Raw genomic sequence first — 19,279 nt, 5'->3', positions numbered from 1 at the left:
CCGCAGTCCGGTGAAAGGTCAGGCAACCTTCCGGACTTCAGCGACGATCTTCTTGGCGGCATCGCCGAGGTCGTTGGCGGGGACGATGGGCAGGCCGGAGTTGGCGAGGATGTCCTTGCCCTGCTGGACGTTGGTGCCTTCGAGGCGGACCACCAGCGGAACCTGCAGGTTCACTTCCTTGGCCGCGGCAACGATGCCGTCGGCGATGATGTCGCACTTCATGATCCCGCCGAAGATGTTGACGAGAATGCCCTTCACCGCCGGGTCCTTGAGGATGATCTTGAACGCCGCGGTGACCTTCTCGGTCGTCGCGCCGCCGCCCACGTCGAGGAAGTTGGCGGGGAATTCGCCGTTCAGCTTGATGATGTCCATCGTCGCCATGGCAAGGCCGGCGCCGTTGACCATGCAGCCGATGTTGCCGTCGAGCTTGATGTAGGCAAGGTCGTACTTGCTCGCTTCGATCTCGGCCGGGTCTTCCTCGGTCTCGTCGCGCAGCGCCATCACGTCGGGGTGGCGGTAGAGCGAGTTCGAATCGAAGCTCATCTTGGTGTCGAGGACGAGCAGGTTGCCGTCTTTCGTCTCGACCAGCGGGTTGATCTCGAGCATGTCGCAATCCAATGCCACGAAGGCGTTGTAGAGCTGCTCGGCGATCTTGCCGGCCTGCTTGTTGAGATCTCCGGTCAGCTTGAGCGCATAGCCGACGGCGCGGCCGTGGTGCGGCATGAAGCCTTCGGCCGGGTCGATGGTGATCGTCGCGATCTTCTCAGGGGTCGAATGCGCGACCTCCTCGATGTCCATGCCGCCCTCGGTCGAGACGATCATCGCGACGCGGCTCGAAGCGCGGTCGACGACCATCGAGAGGTAGTATTCCTTCGCGATATCAACGCCATCGGTGATGTAGAGGCGATTGACCTGCTTGCCCGCCTCGCCGGTCTGCACCGTGACGAGCGTGTTGCCGAGCATTTCCTTGGCGAAAGCTTCGACTTCCTCGACGCTCTTGGCCAGGCGCACGCCGCCCTTGGCATCGGCAGGCAGTTCCTTGAACTTGCCCTTGCCGCGACCGCCGGCATGGATCTGCGCCTTGACCACATAGAGCGGACCCGGAAGCTGCTTGGCCGCAGCAACCGCTTCCTCAACCGTCAGCGCCGCAATCCCAGCCGGAATGCCGACACCAAACTTCGCAAGCAGTTCCTTCGCCTGGTACTCATGGACGTTCATGCGTTATCCCCGTTTCGAACAGGCGCGCCGCACTGGCGCAAAGGTATACGCCGCCATTGGCGCTTGACTCGGAATGCCTTAAGCACAGAGCGGGGAGCTTGAAAAGGAGCGTAAATGCGAGACTCGAAGCTATTTTTGATAACGTCTCGCAATTGCACATTGTTAGGTTCCCCGCTGTGCACGGAGGCGCAGAATGATCGACTATGACCGCCTCCACCAGATCGTTCGCGCCGCCGGTGAAATGGCGCTGGGCCTGTGGCCGGGCCATGGCCACGCCCCCCAGGTGTGGGAAAAGACGCCGGGCAGCCCGGTTTGCGATGCAGACCTTGCGGTCGATGCCTTCCTGAAGCGTGAACTGGGCGCGCTCCTCCCTTCGGCCGGCTGGCTCTCCGAAGAAACGGTGGATCATCCCGAACGATTGGAACGCGGTCTGTGCTGGCTGGTCGATCCCGTGGACGGCACGCGCGACTTTGTGCGCGGGCGACCGGGCTGGTCGGTTTCGGTAGCGCTGGTGAGCGAGGGGCGGCCGCTGATCGGGGCGCTGAGCGCGCCTGCCCGGGGCGAATACTGGTCAGCAGTCGCGGGCCAAGGTGCAGAGCGGAATGGCAGCAAGCTTCAAGCCAGCACGCGCACCGTGCTGGCGGGATCGCGCGTGCCCGCCGACAGCCTGCCCAAGGCCGACGCCGATCTCGTGACCGTCGACAAGCCCAACTCTATCGCACTGCGTATCGCCATGGTCGGTGCCAACGAGGCGGACCTCCTGGCAACGCTGCGCTGGGGCTTCGAATGGGACATCGCCGCCGCCACGCTGATCGCCCGCGAGGCGGGAGCGGTGGTATCCGATGCGTTCGGAAAGCCGCTCGACTACAACAAGCGCGATCCGCGCGCGTTCGGGCTGCTGGTAACCGCCCCGGCGATCCATGCCGCTGCGGTTGAGCGGCTGGCGGAGCGTGCGGCGAAGCTGGCTTAATCGAAATCTTCCGTATCGATCGTCGGCAAAATCGCGCCGGCATAGCGATGGCCGGAGACCGTCTGCTGGTTGATCAGCGCGTCGACCTCGGCAGCGACGACAGCGGGGATTTCCCAGTCCCACCGCGCGATGTTCTCTTCGAGATGTGCAATCTTGCCGGTGCCGGGAATGGCAACGACATGTTCGCCACGTGAGAGGACCCAGGCGAGCGACAACTGCGCAGGAGTGACCCCTTCCCTTGCCGCAATTGTGTTGAACGAATCCACCAGCGCAAGATTCTTGTCCCAGTTCTCGCCAATGAAACGCGGCATGGCCTTGCGAATATCGCCATCGGGCAGCGCTTGCGGATCGCGCAGGCCATTGGCGAGCACGCCGCGTGCCACGGGCGAGAAGGCGACGAAAGCGGTACCGAGATCCTTGCACGCCTCAAGCACGGCGATTTCCGCCTGGCGCGTCCATGGCGAATATTCGGTCTGCATAGCGGCGATGGGGTGAACCGAAGCAGCACGGTGCAGGGTCTCGGCCGACATCTCGGACAAGCCGATGCCACCGATCTTTCCCTCCTTGACAAGGTCGGCCATCGCCCCGACCGATTCCTCGATCGGCACGTTCCTGTCGCGCCGGTGCATGTAGTAGAGATCGATGTGATCGGTCTGCAGCAGCCTGAGCGAGATCTCGAGTTCGCTGCGGATCGTATCGGGATGGCAATCAACGCCGCGCTTCTCGCCGCTGGCAAAAATGCCCATCTTCGAGGCGAGGAACACCTTGTCGCGACGGCCCTTCAGCGCGTTACCGACCTGCGTTTCATTGTGTCCCAAGCCATAGAGGCGGGCAGTGTCGAAATGGTCGTAGCCTATGTCGACCGCGTGCTGGAGCAGGCGGATGCCCTCTTCTTCGCTTGGGCGGCCAGCGTAGGCCCAGCTTAGCGACATGCAGCCGAGACCGATCGGGTTGGTCTCGCGTCCGTTGATCTTGCGGCGCTGAATGGGCATCGAACTGGTCTCCTTTGTCAGAGCCGATGCCAGTCTCGGCCCGCGCCGGTCAACGCCCAATCGTATGTTCCGCATAGCAAACGGCGCCGCCCGGGTGGGCGACGCCGCTGACATGTGCTTCAGTGCTTACTGGCCCGAGCGTGCCGCGTTCACATCGTCCTGACTGATGGGGACGATCTTGATCTCGACGCGGCGGTTGGCCTGACGGCCCTGCTCGGAATCATTCGAGGCGATCGGCTGCGATTCGCCGAAGCCCTGGCTGCGAATGCGGGCGTAACCCACGCCCCGCGAGATCAGGTAATCGGCAACGGCGCGGGCACGGCGTTCCGAAAGGGCCTGATTGTAGGCGTCCGAACCAGTCGAATCGGTGTGACCATACACGTCGATCAACGAGTTCGGATACTGGACCAGCGACTGGGCGACGCGATCGAGCGTTGTGGCAAAGCCGGGCTTCACGGTCGAGCTGTCGACGTCGAATGTCACGCCATTGGGCAGATTGACGAGAATGGCGTTGCCGCCATCGGTCTCGGTCACGTCAACGCCGGTGCCTGCGGTCTGTTCGCGCAGCTCCTTGATCTGCTTGTCCTTCTGGTAACCGATAACGCCACCGGCCACGCCACCGATGCCGGCGCCGACGATGCGTCCGGTCTTGCCGCCGATCAGCCCACCGAGCAGGGCGCCACCAAGCGCGCCGCCGATGCCGCCGATGGCCGTACGCGAAACCTTCTTTTCGCCGGTGTTGGGATCGGTGACGCAGGCCGACAGACTGACCAGCGAAACCGCGCACAGGCTCGACATAAGAACACGACGGATTTTCATTTCCTGTCCCCTTTTACCAGCATCCGGACACGAGCTTAGCGCCGCAATGCCGCTTTGACAGGGTGAAATACGCCCACTTCGACTGAACGGTTCCCGAACGGGAACTTGTGTTTCGCAATCATCAGGAACAATCCTCGCGCTATTCGCCTTTCCCCCTAAATCTGTTAGGGGCCTTTGCGTGACACCTTTTCCATGGTCTGACGTCCTCGTGATCCTGGGCCTCGTTGTGCTCAATGGCCTGTTTTCCATGTCGGAACTGGCGATTGTCTCTGCACGACCTGCCCGCCTGAAAGTCGCCGCCGAAGAGGGCAGCAAGGGCGCGAAAGTTGCCCTGGCGCTGGCGGCTGACCCCGGCAAATTTTTATCGACAGTGCAGATCGGCATCACGCTGGTGGGCATCATCGCAGGTGCCTATTCGGGGTCGAGCCTTGGCGGACCGACAGCCGAGCGGCTTCAGGCCTGGGGATTCCCGGCGCAGTATGCCGACGACGCTGGCTTCGTCATCGTCATCGCCATCACCACGTACCTCAGCCTCGTTGTCGGCGAACTGGTGCCAAAGCAACTGGCGTTGCGCGCAGCGGAACCGATTGCCAAACTGGCGGCGCCGTCCATGGCGCTGATGTCGAAGATCACCGCGCCGTTCGTCTGGCTGCTGGACAATTCCTCCAGCGCGATCATCCGCCTGCTTGGCCTGAAGCAGGGCAGCGAGCAGGAAGTGACCGCCGAGGAACTCCACATGATCTTCGCCGAGGCCACGCGCTCGGGCGTGATCGAGGAGGACGAGCGGGCCATCATGACCGGGATCATGCGCCTTGCCGAACGGCCGGTGCGAGAAGTGATGACGCCGCGTACCGAGCTTCACTGGATCGAACGCAAGGCGAGCGAAGCCGAACTGCGCGAAGCGATCGACGATAGTCCCCACTCGCTGCTGCTGGTTGCGGACGGATCTGTCGATCGCATCGTCGGGGTGGTGAAGGTGCGCGACGTGTTCTCGACGCTGCTGCGCGGGCGCAAGGTGCAACTCGGGCGGCTGATGAAGAAGCCGGCGATCGTGCCTGACCAGCTCGACACGATGGATGCACTCGGCATGATCCAGCAAGCTGAAGTGGCGATCGCACTGGTCCATGACGAGTATGGCCACCTCGAAGGCATCGTCACGCCAGCTGACTTGCTGGCAGCGATTGCCGGGAACTTCGTCGGCCACGCCGACGCCGGTGACGAGCCCATGGTGGTCGAGCGCGAGGATGGATCGCTGCTGATCTCGGGCGCCCTGCCCGCCGATGCCCTGGCCGACCGGCTCGGGCTTGACCTGCCTGATGACCGCGAGTTTGCAACCACAGCCGGCTACTGCCTGTCAGTGCTCAAGAAGCTGCCCAACGAGGGCGAGCATTTCCACGACCAGGGATGGCGGTTCGAGGTGGTCGACATGGATGGCCGCAAGATCGACAAGCTGCTGGTGTGCCGGACCAAGGCCATGCCTGCGGTAGCGCCCGATGGCGACGGTTGAAGCTCACGTCGGATGCTTCGACAAGCTCAGCATGAGCGGGCTTATTTGAGACCATCGCGCCACACCTTCGACGTCCGCTCGTCCTGAGCCTGTCGAAGGATGCCAACGAAAAAGGGGCGCCGCTGCGGACGCCCCTTTCTTGATCGGCTAACGCCTAAAATCAGCGTGGCAGTTCGCTAACGCCCATCAGCGCCTGATCGACGGCGCGGGCGCACTGGCGGCCTTCGCGGATCGCCCAGACGACGAGGCTCTGACCGCGGCGCATGTCACCGCAGGCAAAGACGTTGTCGACGCTGGTCTTGTAGTCGACCACGTTGCCCTTGACGTTGCCACGCGGGTCGAGTTCGACGCCGGCCTGTTCGAGCAGGCCCTGCTTGCGCGGGCCGACGAAGCCCATGGCGAGCAGGATCAGGTCGGCCTTGAGCACGAACTCGCTGCCCGGCACTTCCTGCATCTGGCCATTGACCCATTCGACGCGGACGCATTCGAGTCCCGAGACGTCGTTCTCACCGACGACGCGCTTGGTCAGCACGGCGAACTCGCGCTCGCAGCCTTCCTCGTGGCTCGACGAAGTGCGCAGCTTGAGCGGCCAGTTCGGCCAGCTGAGCGCCTTGTCTTCCTTCTCGGGCGGCTTGGGCATGATTTCGAGCTGGGTGACCGAAGCGGCACCCTGGCGGTTCGAGGTTCCGACGCAGTCCGAACCGGTGTCACCGCCGCCGATCACGACGACGTGCTTGCCGGTGGCGGTGAGTGAGCCGCGCGGGGCAGCGCGCAGTTCGTCATCCCCGGCATTGCGCTTGTTCTGCTGGGTCAGGAATTCCATCGCCATGCGCACGCTGGGAAGTTCGGCGCCGGGGATGTTGAGGCCGCGCGGGTCTTCCGCGCCGCCTGCGAGCACCACGGCATCGAAGTTTTCCTGCAGGCTTGCGAAGGAAACGGTCACGCCCACTTCCACGCTGGTGCGGAACTGGACGCCTTCGGCCTCCATCTGCATCGCGCGGCGGTTGATGTGGGTCTTTTCCATCTTGAAGTCAGGGATGCCGTAGCGCAGCAACCCGCCAACACGGTCGTTCTTTTCGAACACCGTCACCGAGTGGCCGGCGCGGGCCAGCTGCTGGGCCGCGGCCATGCCTGCCGGGCCGGAACCGACGACAGCGACAGACTTGCCGGTCTTCTTGGCAGGCACCTGCGGCTCGATCCAGCCTTCCTTCCATCCGCGATCGACGATGGCGCATTCGATCGACTTGATGGTCACCGGCTGGTCCACGATGTTCAGCGTGCACGCCGCCTCGCACGGGGCGGGGCAGATGCGGCCCGTGAACTCGGGGAAGTTGTTGGTCGAGTGGAGATTGGTCAGCGCTTCGCGCCAGTCGTTCTCGTAGACCAGGTGGTTCCAGTCGGGGATCTGGTTGTTCACCGGACAGCCGTTGTGGCAGTACGGTATGCCGCAGTTCATGCAGCGCGATGCCTGGCCCTTGAGGCCGGCATCATCGTGCGGGATCACGAACTCGCGATAGTGCTTCAGGCGTTCGGCAGGCGCATCGTACTTGCGGTCCTGACGATCGATCTCGAGAAAGCCGGTTGCCTTACCCATTGTAATCTAACCCTTACTCAGCCGCGACCGAGGCGGCTTCGAGGCGCTCGGCCTCCATCTGACGGAGCGCCCGCGCATAGTCGCGCGGCATGACCTTGACGAACTTCGCGAGCGATTCACCCCAGTTGTCGAGGATCTCGCGAGCGCGCTTGCTGCCGGTGTAGAGATGGTGGCGTTCCACCAGCACCCGCAGGCGTTCGGCATCGTGACGCAGCATGTCGCCCATGCCGTAGTCGTAGACATCGATCCCGCGCTGCTGCGGACGGCCTGCACCATCGTCTTCGTCGCGCTCTGCCGAGATCGGCAGGACATCGACCATCGCGCCGTTGACGAGCTGTGCGAAGTTGCCGTCGACGTCGTAGACGTAAGCGACGCCGCCCGACATGCCTGCCGCAAAGTTGCGTCCGGTCTTGCCGAGGACGACGACCACACCGCCGGTCATGTATTCGCAGCCGTGATCGCCAGTGCCTTCGACTACCGCGAGGGCGCCCGAGTTGCGCACCGCGAAGCGCTCACCGCCGACGCCGTTGAAGTAGGCCTCACCGGCGATCGCACCATAGAGCACGGTGTTGCCGACGATGATGTTCTCGGTCGGGTCACGATCGACATGGCTCGGCTGGCGGACGATCACGCGGCCGCCCGACAGGCCCTTGCCGACATAGTCGTTGGCATCGCCGACGAGATCGAGCGTCACGCCATGCGCGAGGAACGCGCCGAACGACTGCCCTGCCACACCCTTGAACGAGATGTGGATGGTGTTGTCCGGCAGGCCCTTGTGCCCGTACTTCTTGGCCACTTCGCCCGAGAGCATCGCGCCGACCGTGCGGTTGACGTTGATGACCTTGCGTTCGAGGCGGACCGGTTCACCCTTGTCCAAGGCCGGAGCGCTGGCAGCGATCAGGTCCTTGTCGAGCGCGGCTTCGAGACCGTGATCCTGCGTCTCGCTCCAGTTCAGAGTCGTGCCTTCGACCGGCTCCACCTTGTGCAGCAGCTTCGACAGATCGACGCCCTGTGCCTTCCAGTGCGACACGGCCTTCTTCACGTCGAGGCGGTCCACGCGGCCGACCATCTCGGCAACCGTGCGGAAGCCCATTTCGGCCATGATCGCGCGCAGCTCTTCGGCGACGAAGAAGAAGTAGTTGATCACGTGTTCAGGCTGGCCGGTGAACCGCGCACGCAGGACCGGGTCCTGGGTGGCGACGCCGACCGGGCAAGTGTTGAGATGGCACTTGCGCATCATGATGCAGCCCGCCGCGATCAGCGGCGCGGTGGCAAAGCCGAACTCGTCAGCGCCGAGCAGCGCGGCAACCGCGACGTCACGGCCCGTGCGCAGGCCACCATCAGCCTGCACGCAGATGCGGCTGCGCAGATTGTTGAGCAGCAGGGTCTGCTGGGTTTCGGCAAGGCCGATTTCCCATGGGCTGCCGGCGTGCGTCAGGGAGGTCAGCGGCGAAGCACCGGTGCCGCCTTCGTAGCCCGAGATCGTCACGTGGTCGGCGCGTGCCTTGGACACGCCCGCTGCCACGGTGCCGACGCCCACTTCGGACACCAGCTTGACCGAGATGCGCGCGCCGGTGTTCACGTTCTTGAGATCGTGAATGAGCTGCGCGAGATCTTCGATCGAGTAGATGTCGTGGTGCGGCGGCGGCGAGATCAGGCCGACGCCCGGGGTCGAGTGACGGGTCTTGCCGATGGTCTTGTCGACCTTGTCACCCGGCAGCTGGCCGCCTTCACCGGGCTTTGCGCCCTGCGCCATCTTGATCTGCACGTCGTCGGCATTGACGAGGTATTCCGCGGTGACACCGAAGCGGCCCGATGCGACCTGCTTGATCGCCGAGCGCATCGAATCGCCATTGGCGAGCGGCTTGAAGCGCGCGGGGTCCTCACCACCTTCGCCGGTGTTCGACTTGCCGCCGATGCGGTTCATCGCCACGGCGAGCGTGGTGTGCGCCTCCCACGAGATCGAGCCGTAGCTCATCGCGCCGGTGGCGAAGCGCTTGACGATTTCGGCAGCTGGTTCAACTTCTTCAAGCGGGACCGGCTGATCAGCCTTCTTCAACTCCATCAACCCGCGGATGGTGAGCATCCGTTCAGACTGGTCGTTGATCGACTCTGCGAACTCACGATACTTTTCAGGCGTGTTGCCACGAACCGCGTGCTGCAGGTTGGCGATGTTCGATGCCGTCCAGGCATGCTCTTCGCCGCGCAGGCGCAGCTGGTACATGCCACCCACATCGAGCATCTTCTTGTAGATCGGATTGTCGCCATAGGCCGTGGCGTGACGGCGCACGGTCTCTTCCGCGATTTCCTTGAGGCCAACGCCTTCGATCGTCGTGGCGGTGCCGGTGAAATAGGCATTCACGAAATCGGTCGACAGGCCGACGGCGTCGAAGATCTGGGCACCGCAGTAGGACTGGTAGGTCGAGATGCCCATCTTGGACATGACCTTGAGGATGCCCTTGCCGATAGCCTTGATATAGTTCTTCTTGACGTCCTTGGCCTCGAGCGGAAGCTCCTTGGCAACGCGGATCTGCTCCAGCGTTTCGAACGCCAGATAGGGGTTGATCGCTTCGGCGCCGTAGCCCGCAAGCACGCAGAAGTGGTGAACTTCGCGCGCTTCGCCCGTTTCGACGACGAGACCGGTCTGCATGCGCAGCCCCTGACGGACGAGGTGCTGGTGCACTGCAGCCGTTGCCAGCGCGGCCGGCATCGGAATGCGCGATTCACACTGGGCGCGGTCAGACAGGATCAGGATGTTCTTGTCGGCGAGAACGGCTTCGGTGGCCGCCCAGCACATTTCCTTGATCGCCATTTCGAGGCCATCGGCGCCGCTGGCGGCATCCCATGTCGTGTCGATGGTACCGGTGCGGAAGGCACCGTCGAGCGCGGCTTCGACCGAGCGGATCTTGGCGACGTCCTCGTTCGTCAGGATCGGCTGGTCGACTTCGAGGCGCTTGTGGGTGCCGGCATCGCGGCCAAGCAGGTTCGGGCGCGGCCCGATCATGCTGACCAGCGACATGACCAGTTCCTCGCGGATCGGGTCGATCGGCGGGTTGGTCACCTGCGCGAAGTTCTGCTTGAAATAGTCAAACAGCAGGCGCGAGCGGTTCGAAAGCACTGCGATCGGCGTGTCGGTGCCCATCGATCCGATCGGATCATCGCCGGCAATGCCCATCGGTTCGAGGAACTTGGTGACGTCTTCCTGCGTGTAGCCGAAAGCCTGCTGGCGATCGAGCAGCGAGGTGGTTTCCACCGGCAGCGCCGCCAGCTCGGGCTCGATCACGTCGAGCTCCTTGAGCTTGTACTGCGCCTGGTCGAGCCATTCTTCGTAAGGCTCGGCATTGGCCAGCTCGGCCTTGATTTCCTCGTCCTCGATGATCTTGCCCTGCTCCATGTCGATCAGGAGCATGCGGCCGGGCTGGAGGCGCCACTTGCGGACGATGTCCTCCTCGCGGAAGGGCAGCACACCGCTTTCCGAAGCCATGCAGATCAGGTCATCACGGGTGATCGAGAAGCGTGCGGGGCGCAGGCCGTTGCGATCGAGCGTGGCGCCGATCTGGCGTCCGTCGGTGAACGCGACGGCTGCGGGACCATCCCACGGTTCCATGAGCGCGGCGTGGTATTCGTAGAACGCGCGACGCTTGGAATCCATCAGCGGGTTGCCGGCCCACGCCTCGGGCACGAGCATCATCACGGCGTGGGCAAGGCTGTAGCCACCGGCGAGCAGCAGTTCGAGCGCGTTGTCGAGGCTGGCGGTGTCAGACTGGCCGTGCGGGATCAGCGGCCACATCTTGTCGAGATCCGGGCCGAGCAGCTCGGATTCCATGGTGCGGCGGCGCGCGTTCATCCAGTTCACGTTGCCGCGAACGGTGTTGATCTCACCGTTATGGGCGATGAAGCGGAACGGGTGTGCCAGCTTCCAGCTCGGGAAGGTGTTGGTGCTGAAGCGCTGGTGCACGAGGCCCAAGGCCGAAACGCAGTCCGGATCGCGCAGATCGTCATAGAACGAGCCGACCTGCGTTGCCAGCAGCAAGCCCTTGTAGACAATCGTGCGGGTCGAGAAGCTCGGCATGTAGAGCTGCGTCACGCCGGGAAGATTGTGCTTCTCGGCCATGGCGGCGAGCGGGTTCTGCGTCTGCTTGCGGATGGCGAGCAGCTTGCGCTCGAAAGCGTCCTGATCCGGCGTGTTGGCACCGCGCTTGATGAAGCACTGGCGGATCACCGGCATCGATTCGACGACGGCCTTGCCGAGGCCGTCCTGCGTGGTCGGCACGTCGCGCCAGCCAATCAGTTCCTGGCCTTCCTTGGCGATGAACTTCTCGAAGAATTCGGTCACGAACAGGCGCGCGGCCTCTTCCTGCGGCAGGAAGCACATGGCCACGGCATAATCGCCCGGCTGCGGCAGGTCCTTGCCTTCGGAAGCGGCCCACTTGCGGAACAACTGGTCGGGGATCTGGATCAGGATGCCAGCGCCATCGCCCAGCAGCGGATCGGCGCCGACGGCACCGCGATGGTCAAGATTGTGCAGAATTTCCAGCGCCTGGTCCACAATCGCATGGCTTTTCTGGCCTTTGATGTGGGCAATAAAGCCCACGCCACAGGCGTCATGCTCATTACGCGGATCGTACAGGCCCTGAAGCGGCGGAAATCCCATCTCGATGATCGTCCTACATCCAATAAGGCAATGGCCAAAAAGGCAGCGGCGCGCGAATCACCCTCGCGGAAAAGCGACGAAAATTGCGCGAAGTGCCCCCATGACTGCAGGAAAGTTATTTTGCAACCGCGCAAGGGCATCAAGTGCGCGGTTAATGCCGTAAATACGGTTGCGACATGGCAGAAAGTGCGGCTCCGCCGCATCTTCCTGCCCGAAAGTGCCGCAAGGGACGTGGAAAACTATCCCTGCGCGGTCATCCGCTGAAGCGTTGCCAGAGCGGCGCGAAGTGCCCGATCGGCCTCTTCGGGTTCAGCCAGCGCACCGGGCGCATCTGGTGACGCATCGGGCAGGACTTCTGCCGGAGTCGAGGGCGCCGCCTGTCCAGGTGCTGCCAGGGGCGAACCCTGGACCGGCAGGATCGAGGGCCGTTCGAACCGGCGCAAGCCACCCTGCAGCGCCGAAACCTGCCCGGGAAAGACCACGGTCGGTTCAACGTCTGCGGGGGCGGGCTCGTCCTCCAGCGCAAGGCCATCGTCGATGCGGGGCGAGTGCTGGCGGAGCGAGGCGGGCCCCATGTCGAGCAGCGAAGGATAGCGCTCTTCCGCGACCTCGGGCTCGGCCGGATCATCGGTGGCGGGTGCGGATGTTTCCGGTGCAGACGCAGCCGGTGCGCGCAGGAAGCGGGCGAGCTGCGCGACTCCCTCCTGCTCGTCGTCTTCGTCAAGCGGCGGCGTCAGTTCAACGGCAAGCGGACGCAGCCGGACGACTCGCAGATCGTCGCGGACTTCATCAACCCGTTCGGGCTGAGGGGCTGCCACGGTTTCGACGGGAACAGGGTTTTCCGGCACCACTGGAGCCGCATAGGCGGAGGCCTCAAGCGGCGCGGCATCACGCACGGGGGGTGCATGGCGGGCAATCGCGACGGCAAGACGTTCGACAAGCTGGACCATGCCCAGACCATCAAGCGGCGCGCGCTCGATCGGGGTCACCTGCGCGGCAGGGGCCTGAAGCAGGGGCTTGGGTGCCAGAACAGAGGCAGCGGGGACCTGCTCTGTCGGCCGAGCGGAATCGTGTTCGACATCGCGAGCCGCAACAGACGGCGCTTCAACTTCCTGCGTGAAGGCGGCCGGAGGCGCAAAGGCTGCGAACTGCTCTTCATCCGAATCGGCAGGGGCGGAAAACGGCCAGGCCCCGAGCGAGCCCTCGGCCGCGCCTGCAGCGGCTTCGAGCAGACCTTCCAGGGCGAGCGGATCTTCATCGCGGGCGACCGGGGGATGGGCTGGGGAAGCATTCTCCCACGGCAGATAGCCGGGGAGCGGCGCATCCTCGGCCGGAACCTGCGGCTGACCTTCGTCGGCCAGCGACAATGCGCGCCGACGCAACGGCGCCACCAGATCTTCGGCGGGCGCGTCAAGCGGCTCACCAAGGTCCTCGGCAGGGTTCAAGACACGGCGGGGTTCGTCGGAACGATCAGCAGCCTCGTCACTGCGCTGCCTGCGGGCAGCGGACATGTCACGGCGGCGCACCGGCGCGGCCTCTCTGGGTGCGAGCTTGCGCCCTGCCACAAAGCCGATGATTGCGCCCAACAGCAGCAGGCCAAGCGCCAGCAGCACGCGCGCGGTAAAGCCGAGTGGTGGAGCGGCCGCAGGGACGATTGCGGGAATCCCCAGCGCGACGACCGGACCTTCGAACAGGGAGGGTGCCACGGCAAAGCTGCCGAGGCCGAAGAACGCTGCGAACCACAGGGATGTCACGACCGGAAACATCGGATGCGCGGTGATGGGCTTTGGCTTGCGCTTTGTCGCGGTCACGTGGGCGTCGTCCTGTCTGTTTCGGTCATCCTGCCGCCACCGGCGTCGCAGCTCAGGCCGCGACTGATGGCAGTTCGTGATTCGGTAACAGGGCTTGGTAAACAGGTAGATAACGTCTGACGTTGCCAGCCCAGTCGTGGCGTTCACGGACGAACGCCTTAGCAACGTCGCGCCGGGTGTGCCATCCGTCGCGGGATCCGAGCAGATCGGCAAGGGCCGTGGCAAGGCCGGCCGGATCGTCGGGCGGGAACAGGGTGCCGGTCCTGCCCTGCTCGATCAGTTCGCGATGCCCGCCGACGTCCGAGGCGCTGACCAGCTTGCCTTGCGCCATGGCTTCAAGCGGCTTCAAGGGGGTGACGAGATCGGTCAGCCGCATCGCCTTGCGCGGATAACAGACCACGTCGACCAAGGAGTAATAGCGATCCACCTCGTGATGCGGCACGCGGCCCACAAAGCGGATGGCGTCTGCTACCGCCGAGGCCTGCGCCTGCGCGCGCAAGTCCGCTTCGGCAGGGCCCCCGCCAACCATCAGCAGGCGCGCGTTAGGCACGCGAGCGACGATGGCCGGCATTGCCGCAATCAGGTCGTCGAGACCTTCGTAAGGGTAGAAGCTGCCGAGGAAGCCGATCACTGGCCCCTCTCCCAGCCCCAGTTCGTTTGCCAGCCCGGCATCGCGCGGCAGCGGTTCGCCGAACAGGTCGAGGTCGACGCCGTTGGGCATGATCGACAGTTTCTCCGGTGCAAAGCCGCGGGCGATCAGATCGGCCCGCAGGCCTTCGCAGATCGTCACGACGCGGTTGGCGCCACTGACGACATCGTTTTCCAGCACGCGCGTCAGCCAGTACCTGGCCGAGCCTTCGCGCCCCGTTCCATTGCCGACGGCGGCGTCCTCCCAGAACGCACGGATCTCATAGACGACCGGGATGCCGAGCTTGCGCCCGGCCCGGAGTGCCGCAAGGCCGCACAGCGCCGGCGAATGGGCGTGAAGCACATCTGGCCGCCATTCGCGCGCGATGGCGACGATGCGCTCGGCCAGCATTGCAACTTCGGACCATTCGCGCACCAGCGGGAGGCCGCCCGCCGTGCCGCCAGCGCGGTAAAAGGTCAGGCCATCGACGACTTCGGGATCGCTCGGCATGGGCGCCGTGTGGCGCTGCCCCGTCACGGCGCGCACCTCCAGCCCCATCGCCGCCTGCGCCTTGAGGATGGCGCGGGTGCGGAAGGTGTAGCCGCTGTGCATCGGCAGCGAATGATCGAGAACGTGGAGCACGCGTGTCATGGTCAACGCTCTGCCATGGAAGGCTTAACGCCGCGTCAACCTCGATCGGCTAGCGCAAGTCCTGCAATGATCGACAAGTTCACGATAATCCTGCCGCACGTGCTGATGGCGATCGCCATCTGGCGCCTGCTGCATCGTGACGATCTCAACGACGACCCTTCCCTGCCGAGCCGCAAGACGCCGTTCCGCAAAGGCCGCGAGCAGGCGCCGGGCGGTGGCGATGCTTGACCTGTTCCTGCTGTCCTGCGTGCTCGGCTTCATCGGCGCGGGCTTTCGCAAGCCGTTCATCTTCGTGCTGGCCTACAGCTACATCGACATCGTCGCGCCGCAGAAGGTCAGTTGGGGCATCCTCAGCCACATCCCGGTATCTCTGATCGCGTTCCTCTGCGCGTTCGCCTCGTGGTTCGTGGCCGAGGACAAGAACGGCATCCGCATCTCGCTGCGCCAGTTCCTGCTGCTGACCCTGCTGGTCTACTGCGGGCTGACAACGCAGGCCGCCGACTTCCCGGTAGAAGCGGCGGAGAAGTGGGCGTGGGTGTGGAAGGCGCTGCTGTGGGCGCTGTTCCTGCCCCTCACCCTGCGCACCCGCCTGAGAATCGAGGCGATCACGCTGATCCTGGCTCTGTCGATCGGAGTGATCGTGATCGGCGGCGGGATCAAGACTGCGGCAGGCGGCGGGGGCTACGGCGAATTGCGCCTGCTGGTGAACGACAATACCGGGCTCTACGAAGGTTCGATCATCTCGGCCGTCGCCATCGCGGTAATCCCGCTGGCGCTTTGGCTGTCGCGCTATGGCACGATCTTTCCGCCCGACTGGCGGGTGAAGATCTTTGCCTGGGCGCTGTGCTTTGCCTGCGCGCTGATGCCGATCGGCACGGGCGCGCGCACCGGCCTGGTCTGCGTCGTCGTTCTGGCGGCCATGATCCTGCGCACGGCCAAGCGACGCATGCTGATCGTCTCGGTCATGGCGGCCGGTGCCCTGATCGCGGTCCCGCTCCTGCCAAAGGAGTTCACGGACCGGATGAGCACGATCAGGAACCACCAGTCCGACCAATCCGCCTCGACGCGCGTGGCGGTATGGAAGTGGACGATCGAGTTCGCCAAGCGCCATCCCTTCGGCGGCGGGTTCGAGGCCTATCGCCAGAACAAGCTGACGTACGATACCGTCAAGGCCGACTACGCCGGCGACAACAATGCCGCGCTCGAATACCAGCCGATCGTCGAGCAAGGGCGCGCCTACCATTCGAGCTATTTCGAGATGCTGGGCGAGCAGGGCTACCCCGGCCTGGCGCTATGGCTGTCGCTGCACCTTCTGGGCGTATGGCAGATGGAATTGCTGCGACGACGCTATCGCAAGGAGACCTCCGAAGAATTCCGCTGGGTCGCGCCGCTTGCCGAAGCGTTGCAGCAGGCGCAGGTCATCTACCTGGTCGGCTCCACCTTCGTCGGCATCGCGTTCCAGCCGTTCTGCTACATGCTGGTCGGGCTGCAATGCGGTCTGTGGGCCTATATCAAACGGGTGCGTACGGCACAGCCGCAGCCTTTCCGCAAGGCAGCGCAGCAGCCTGCGCCGCACCCCGCCACGGCTTAACCACACACTTAAACCCGCTTGCTCCGCGTCCGGCTTGTCGCCATTGTGCCTGCCGAGAGACATCAGCAGGAGAGCGCATCGCCATGACGACATTCCTTCCGCCCGAGGAAATCAAGGCTCGGATCGGCCAGGTGGTCGGCACCTCGAACTGGATCGAGATCACGCAGGAGCGCGTGAACAAGTTTGCCGAGGCGACCGGCGATTTCCAGTTCATCCACGTTGACCCGGAAAAGGCGAAGCTGACCCCGTTCGGTGGCCCCATTGCCCACGGCTTCCTGACGTTGTCGCTGATTCCGCTGCTGACCATGGAAAGCGATTGCCCGCGGCCCGAGCATATCAAGATGGGCGTCAACTACGGCGGCAACCGCACGCGCTTCCTTGCGCCGGTGCGCGTCGGCAAGCGTGTGCGCGGCGTGTTCAAGCTGCTCGAGATGGACGAGAAGCGTCCCGGTCAGTGGCAGCAGACCATGGAGATCACCATCGAGATCGAGGGCGAGGCCAAGCCCGCGCTGCAGTGCGAGTGGATCACGCAGTTCTTTGTCTGAGGCCGGCCAGGCTGGCGGAGATTGCGCGCACCAGATGAAATAGCAGGTGCCGCGAATTGCCGGGGCCTTGGCCAGACCAAGCCCGGGGCGCGCCTTGCAAGCCTGCCACAGCATCCCCAGCCGGGCATCCAGGCGGCTTGCCAGGCCGTGCTCAAGAAGCACCCGCGCCCGCAGTCCGGCATCGTCCACTGCGGCAAGTTCGCGCCGTATGATCTGGCCGACGAGGCGGTGGATCTTGAGCGCGCGCGTGTCAGTCAGGCTCCCCTCATGACGTCGATAGAGATAGAGGTCCTCATCCAGGGTGACAAAACGGAACCTGCGCGCTGCCCGCAGCCAGAAGTCGTAGTCCTCGACGCCGAACAGCGCAGTGTCATACCCCCCAAGCACTTCGGTCACTTTGGCCCGATAGAGAAACGCCGCGCCGATGCGGTTGCCGAACAGTATCTCGGAAGCTGGCCCGACCTTCTGGAAGCCAATGATGCGGCCCTGCCCGTCGATCACGCTGTAGTTGGCGTGGGCAATGGCCGCATCGGGGTTGGCATCAAGCGTCTGGACCAGGCGTTCCAGCATGTGGGGACGCGCGATGTTGTCGTCCGATGTCCAGGTATGCAATGGCCCGCGTGCAGCAGCGAAACCCGTATTGAGAGCGCCCGGCAGGCCCTTGTTGGGCCGATTGGTGATGATGCGGATGCGCTCGTCGGCTGCGGCATGGCGCGCGAGGACAGCGGGCGTGCTGTCGGTGGAACCGTCGTCGACGCAGATCAGCTCGAAATCCGCAAAGGTCTGGTCGAGGACCGATTGTATCGCTTCATCGAGGAAGGCAGCGCCATTGTGCACCGGCAGCACGATGCTGACGCGGGGCGATGCTCCGCGTCCCGGTCCGCCGATAAAATGCGCTCCCTTGTCCACAAGGCCACCTCTGCCATTTCAAGGCATCCGCGATCTTGCCGGAAAGTTGCGCAATATTGCAGAGAAGTGGAAAGCCGACCTGTGCCGGATTGGCACGGTCGGCTTCGGGATTTGACGCTTCTTGCCGTTATTCAGGCGACGACGCTGAGCTTGCGGCCTTTCGCCTTCTTCTCGAACTGGGCGATCCACTGTTCGACCACCGGGGCGATCGACGAGCGCCAGCGCGAGCCGTTGAAGATGCCGTAGTGGCCGACTTCGGGGGCCAGCAGATATTGCTTCATGTCCTCGGGCAGGTTCGGCGTGACCTTGAGAGCAGCCTTGGTCTGGCCGATGCCCGAAATGTCGTCGCGCTCGCCCTCGATGCACAGGATTGCGGTGTCGGTGATCGCGCCAAGGTCCACGGCCTGGCCACGGTGAATGAACTCGCCCTTGGGCAGCGCGTGGCGCTGGAACACGACATCCACCGTCTGCAGGTAGAACTCGGCGGGAAGATCGCAGACCGCGCGATATTCGTCGTAGAAGGCCTTGGTCGCTTCGGCGCTCTCGTCGGCCCCGGCGTTCATATGCTGGAACAGCTTGTAGTGGCTCATCATGTGACTGCCGAGGTTCATCGACATGAAGCTGGCGAGCTGCACGAAGCCCGGATAGACGCGGCGTCCCTCACCCGGATAGTTGGTTGGCACGGTGGTGATCACGTTGTGCTTGAACCAGACATAGGGCTTGGTGATCGCGTGGTCGTTGACCGCAGTCGGGCTTTCGCGCGTGTCGATCGGCCCGCCCATCATCGTCAGGGTTACCGGGCGGCAGGGGTGCTTGCTGGCGCCCATGATCGCGGTGGCGGCGAAGGCCGGGACCGATGGCTGGCATACCGCCATCATGTGCGCGCCTTCACCGATATGCTCGAGGAAGCCAGTCAGGTAATCGATGTAATCGTCGAGGTCGAAGGTGCCTTCGGCCAGCGGCACATACTTCGCATCGGCCCAGTCGGTGATGTAGACCACGCAGCGTTCGAGCATGCGTTCGACCGTGCCTCGCAGCAGCGTGGCGTAGTGCCCGCTCATCGGTGCGACGATCAGCAGGCGCGGCGCATTCTTGGGCAGGCCATCGTGGGTGAACATCTTGAGGTCACCGAACGGGCGCGTAACGACCGTTGTTTCCTTGACCGCATGAGCCGTGCCGTCAACGTGGACGACCTTGATGCCGAACGCGGGCTTGCCGCGCGGCGCTGCTGCATGCGCGAACACATCGAGCGCGTTGGCGAGGGTCTGCGAGGGGCCGACGCCCGCCCACGGGTTGCGTGGATCGGTCAGCGCATCGGCCATCATCGAGGCCCAGGCGCTGCCCGCGTTCATCAGCGAGCGCTGAATTTCATAAGCCTTGTAGAGCACTG

General features: G+C 64.2%; 14 protein-coding genes and 1 pseudogene. 6 read left to right on the top strand and 9 right to left on the bottom strand.

Annotated features, from left to right (window positions below):
• Nucleotides 1-18: 18 nt before the first annotated feature.
• Entirely contained in the window at nucleotides 19-1,218 is a 1,200-nt protein-coding gene (sucC, locus tag IM701_RS00875) for an ADP-forming succinate--CoA ligase subunit beta (protein ID WP_193827498.1), read from the bottom strand.
• Between the two features lie 193 nt (nucleotides 1,219-1,411).
• Here sucC and IM701_RS00870 point away from each other — a divergent pair, with 193 nt between their 5' ends.
• The gene (locus IM701_RS00870) at nucleotides 1,412-2,188 is read left to right on the top strand and encodes a 3'(2'),5'-bisphosphate nucleotidase CysQ (protein ID WP_039337177.1); all 777 of its coding nucleotides are present in this window, start codon (nucleotides 1,412-1,414) and stop codon (nucleotides 2,186-2,188) included.
• Here IM701_RS00870 and IM701_RS00865 read toward each other — a convergent pair.
• Together IM701_RS00865 and IM701_RS00860 are read right to left on the bottom strand one after the other, a co-directional pair.
• Entirely contained in the window at nucleotides 2,185-3,180 is a 996-nt protein-coding gene (locus tag IM701_RS00865) for an aldo/keto reductase (RefSeq protein ID WP_062344195.1), read from the bottom strand. The two genes, IM701_RS00870 and IM701_RS00865, sit on opposite strands and share 4 nt — an antisense overlap.
• A 126-nt stretch (nucleotides 3,181-3,306) precedes the next feature.
• Nucleotides 3,307-3,999, bottom strand: a complete 693-nt coding sequence (locus IM701_RS00860; protein ID WP_193827497.1) for an OmpA family protein — start codon at nucleotides 3,997-3,999, stop codon at nucleotides 3,307-3,309.
• Nucleotides 4,000-4,177: 178 nt separating this feature from the next.
• Here IM701_RS00860 and IM701_RS00855 point away from each other — a divergent pair, with 178 nt between their 5' ends.
• On the top strand, nucleotides 4,178-5,506 hold the full coding sequence (locus IM701_RS00855) for a hemolysin family protein (RefSeq protein ID WP_039337184.1): 1,329 nt from the start codon (nucleotides 4,178-4,180) through the stop codon (nucleotides 5,504-5,506).
• Between the two features lie 160 nt (nucleotides 5,507-5,666).
• Here the strand turns inward: IM701_RS00855 and IM701_RS00850 are convergent, their stop codons facing one another.
• Both IM701_RS00850 and gltB read right to left on the bottom strand, forming a co-directional pair.
• Nucleotides 5,667-7,100 (bottom strand): glutamate synthase subunit beta, encoded by a 1,434-nt coding sequence (locus tag IM701_RS00850; protein WP_193827496.1) that lies wholly within the window; start codon nucleotides 7,098-7,100, stop codon nucleotides 5,667-5,669.
• 13 nt (nucleotides 7,101-7,113) lie between these two features.
• Nucleotides 7,114-11,694, bottom strand: coding sequence for a glutamate synthase large subunit (gene gltB, locus IM701_RS00845; RefSeq protein ID WP_230487870.1), 4,581 nt, complete (start codon nucleotides 11,692-11,694; stop codon nucleotides 7,114-7,116).
• Between gltB and IM701_RS21755 the strand changes: the two genes are divergently transcribed.
• Nucleotides 11,611-12,018, top strand: coding sequence for a hypothetical protein (locus tag IM701_RS21755; RefSeq protein WP_230487878.1), 408 nt, complete (start codon nucleotides 11,611-11,613; stop codon nucleotides 12,016-12,018). The genes gltB and IM701_RS21755 overlap by 84 nt on opposite strands.
• Here IM701_RS21755 and IM701_RS00840 read toward each other — a convergent pair.
• Together IM701_RS00840 and IM701_RS00835 are read right to left on the bottom strand one after the other, a co-directional pair.
• Nucleotides 11,994-13,565 (bottom strand): hypothetical protein, encoded by a 1,572-nt coding sequence (locus tag IM701_RS00840; RefSeq protein ID WP_193827494.1) that lies wholly within the window; start codon nucleotides 13,563-13,565, stop codon nucleotides 11,994-11,996. The two genes, IM701_RS21755 and IM701_RS00840, sit on opposite strands and share 25 nt — an antisense overlap.
• A 52-nt stretch (nucleotides 13,566-13,617) precedes the next feature.
• On the bottom strand, nucleotides 13,618-14,844 hold the full coding sequence (locus tag IM701_RS00835) for a TIGR04063 family PEP-CTERM/XrtA system glycosyltransferase (protein WP_193827493.1): 1,227 nt from the start codon (nucleotides 14,842-14,844) through the stop codon (nucleotides 13,618-13,620).
• Nucleotides 14,845-14,910: 66 nt separating this feature from the next.
• On the opposite strand from IM701_RS00835, the gene IM701_RS00830 reads away from it, so the two are divergent.
• From IM701_RS00830 to IM701_RS00820, 3 genes are all read left to right on the top strand, one after another.
• Complete coding sequence (locus tag IM701_RS00830) at nucleotides 14,911-15,072, top strand: hypothetical protein (RefSeq protein WP_156452022.1); 162 nt, start codon at nucleotides 14,911-14,913, stop codon at nucleotides 15,070-15,072.
• Nucleotides 15,065-16,435, top strand: a complete 1,371-nt coding sequence (locus IM701_RS00825) for a putative O-glycosylation ligase, exosortase A system-associated (protein WP_193828296.1) — start codon at nucleotides 15,065-15,067, stop codon at nucleotides 16,433-16,435. The genes IM701_RS00830 and IM701_RS00825 overlap by 8 nt, the downstream gene beginning before the upstream one ends.
• A gap of 83 nt (nucleotides 16,436-16,518) precedes the next feature.
• On the top strand, nucleotides 16,519-16,980 hold the full coding sequence (locus IM701_RS00820) for a MaoC family dehydratase (protein ID WP_039337195.1): 462 nt from the start codon (nucleotides 16,519-16,521) through the stop codon (nucleotides 16,978-16,980).
• Between the two features lie 309 nt (nucleotides 16,981-17,289).
• Here IM701_RS00820 and IM701_RS22200 read toward each other — a convergent pair.
• Both IM701_RS22200 and IM701_RS00810 read right to left on the bottom strand, forming a co-directional pair.
• A pseudogene (locus IM701_RS22200) lies at nucleotides 17,290-17,817 on the bottom strand (glycosyltransferase family 2 protein); the annotation flags it as partial.
• 203 nt (nucleotides 17,818-18,020) lie between these two features.
• Nucleotides 18,021-19,277 (bottom strand): polyhydroxyalkanoate depolymerase, encoded by a 1,257-nt coding sequence (locus IM701_RS00810; protein ID WP_082734547.1) that lies wholly within the window; start codon nucleotides 19,275-19,277, stop codon nucleotides 18,021-18,023.
• Nucleotides 19,278-19,279 lie beyond the last annotated feature (2 nt).

Source organism: Novosphingobium sp. ES2-1 (assembly GCF_015169775.1).
GTDB classification, from domain to species: domain Bacteria; phylum Pseudomonadota; class Alphaproteobacteria; order Sphingomonadales; family Sphingomonadaceae; genus Novosphingobium; species Novosphingobium subterraneum.
The sequence above is the reverse complement of the archived record's forward strand: the minus strand, read 5'-3'. Positions and strand labels throughout refer to the sequence as shown.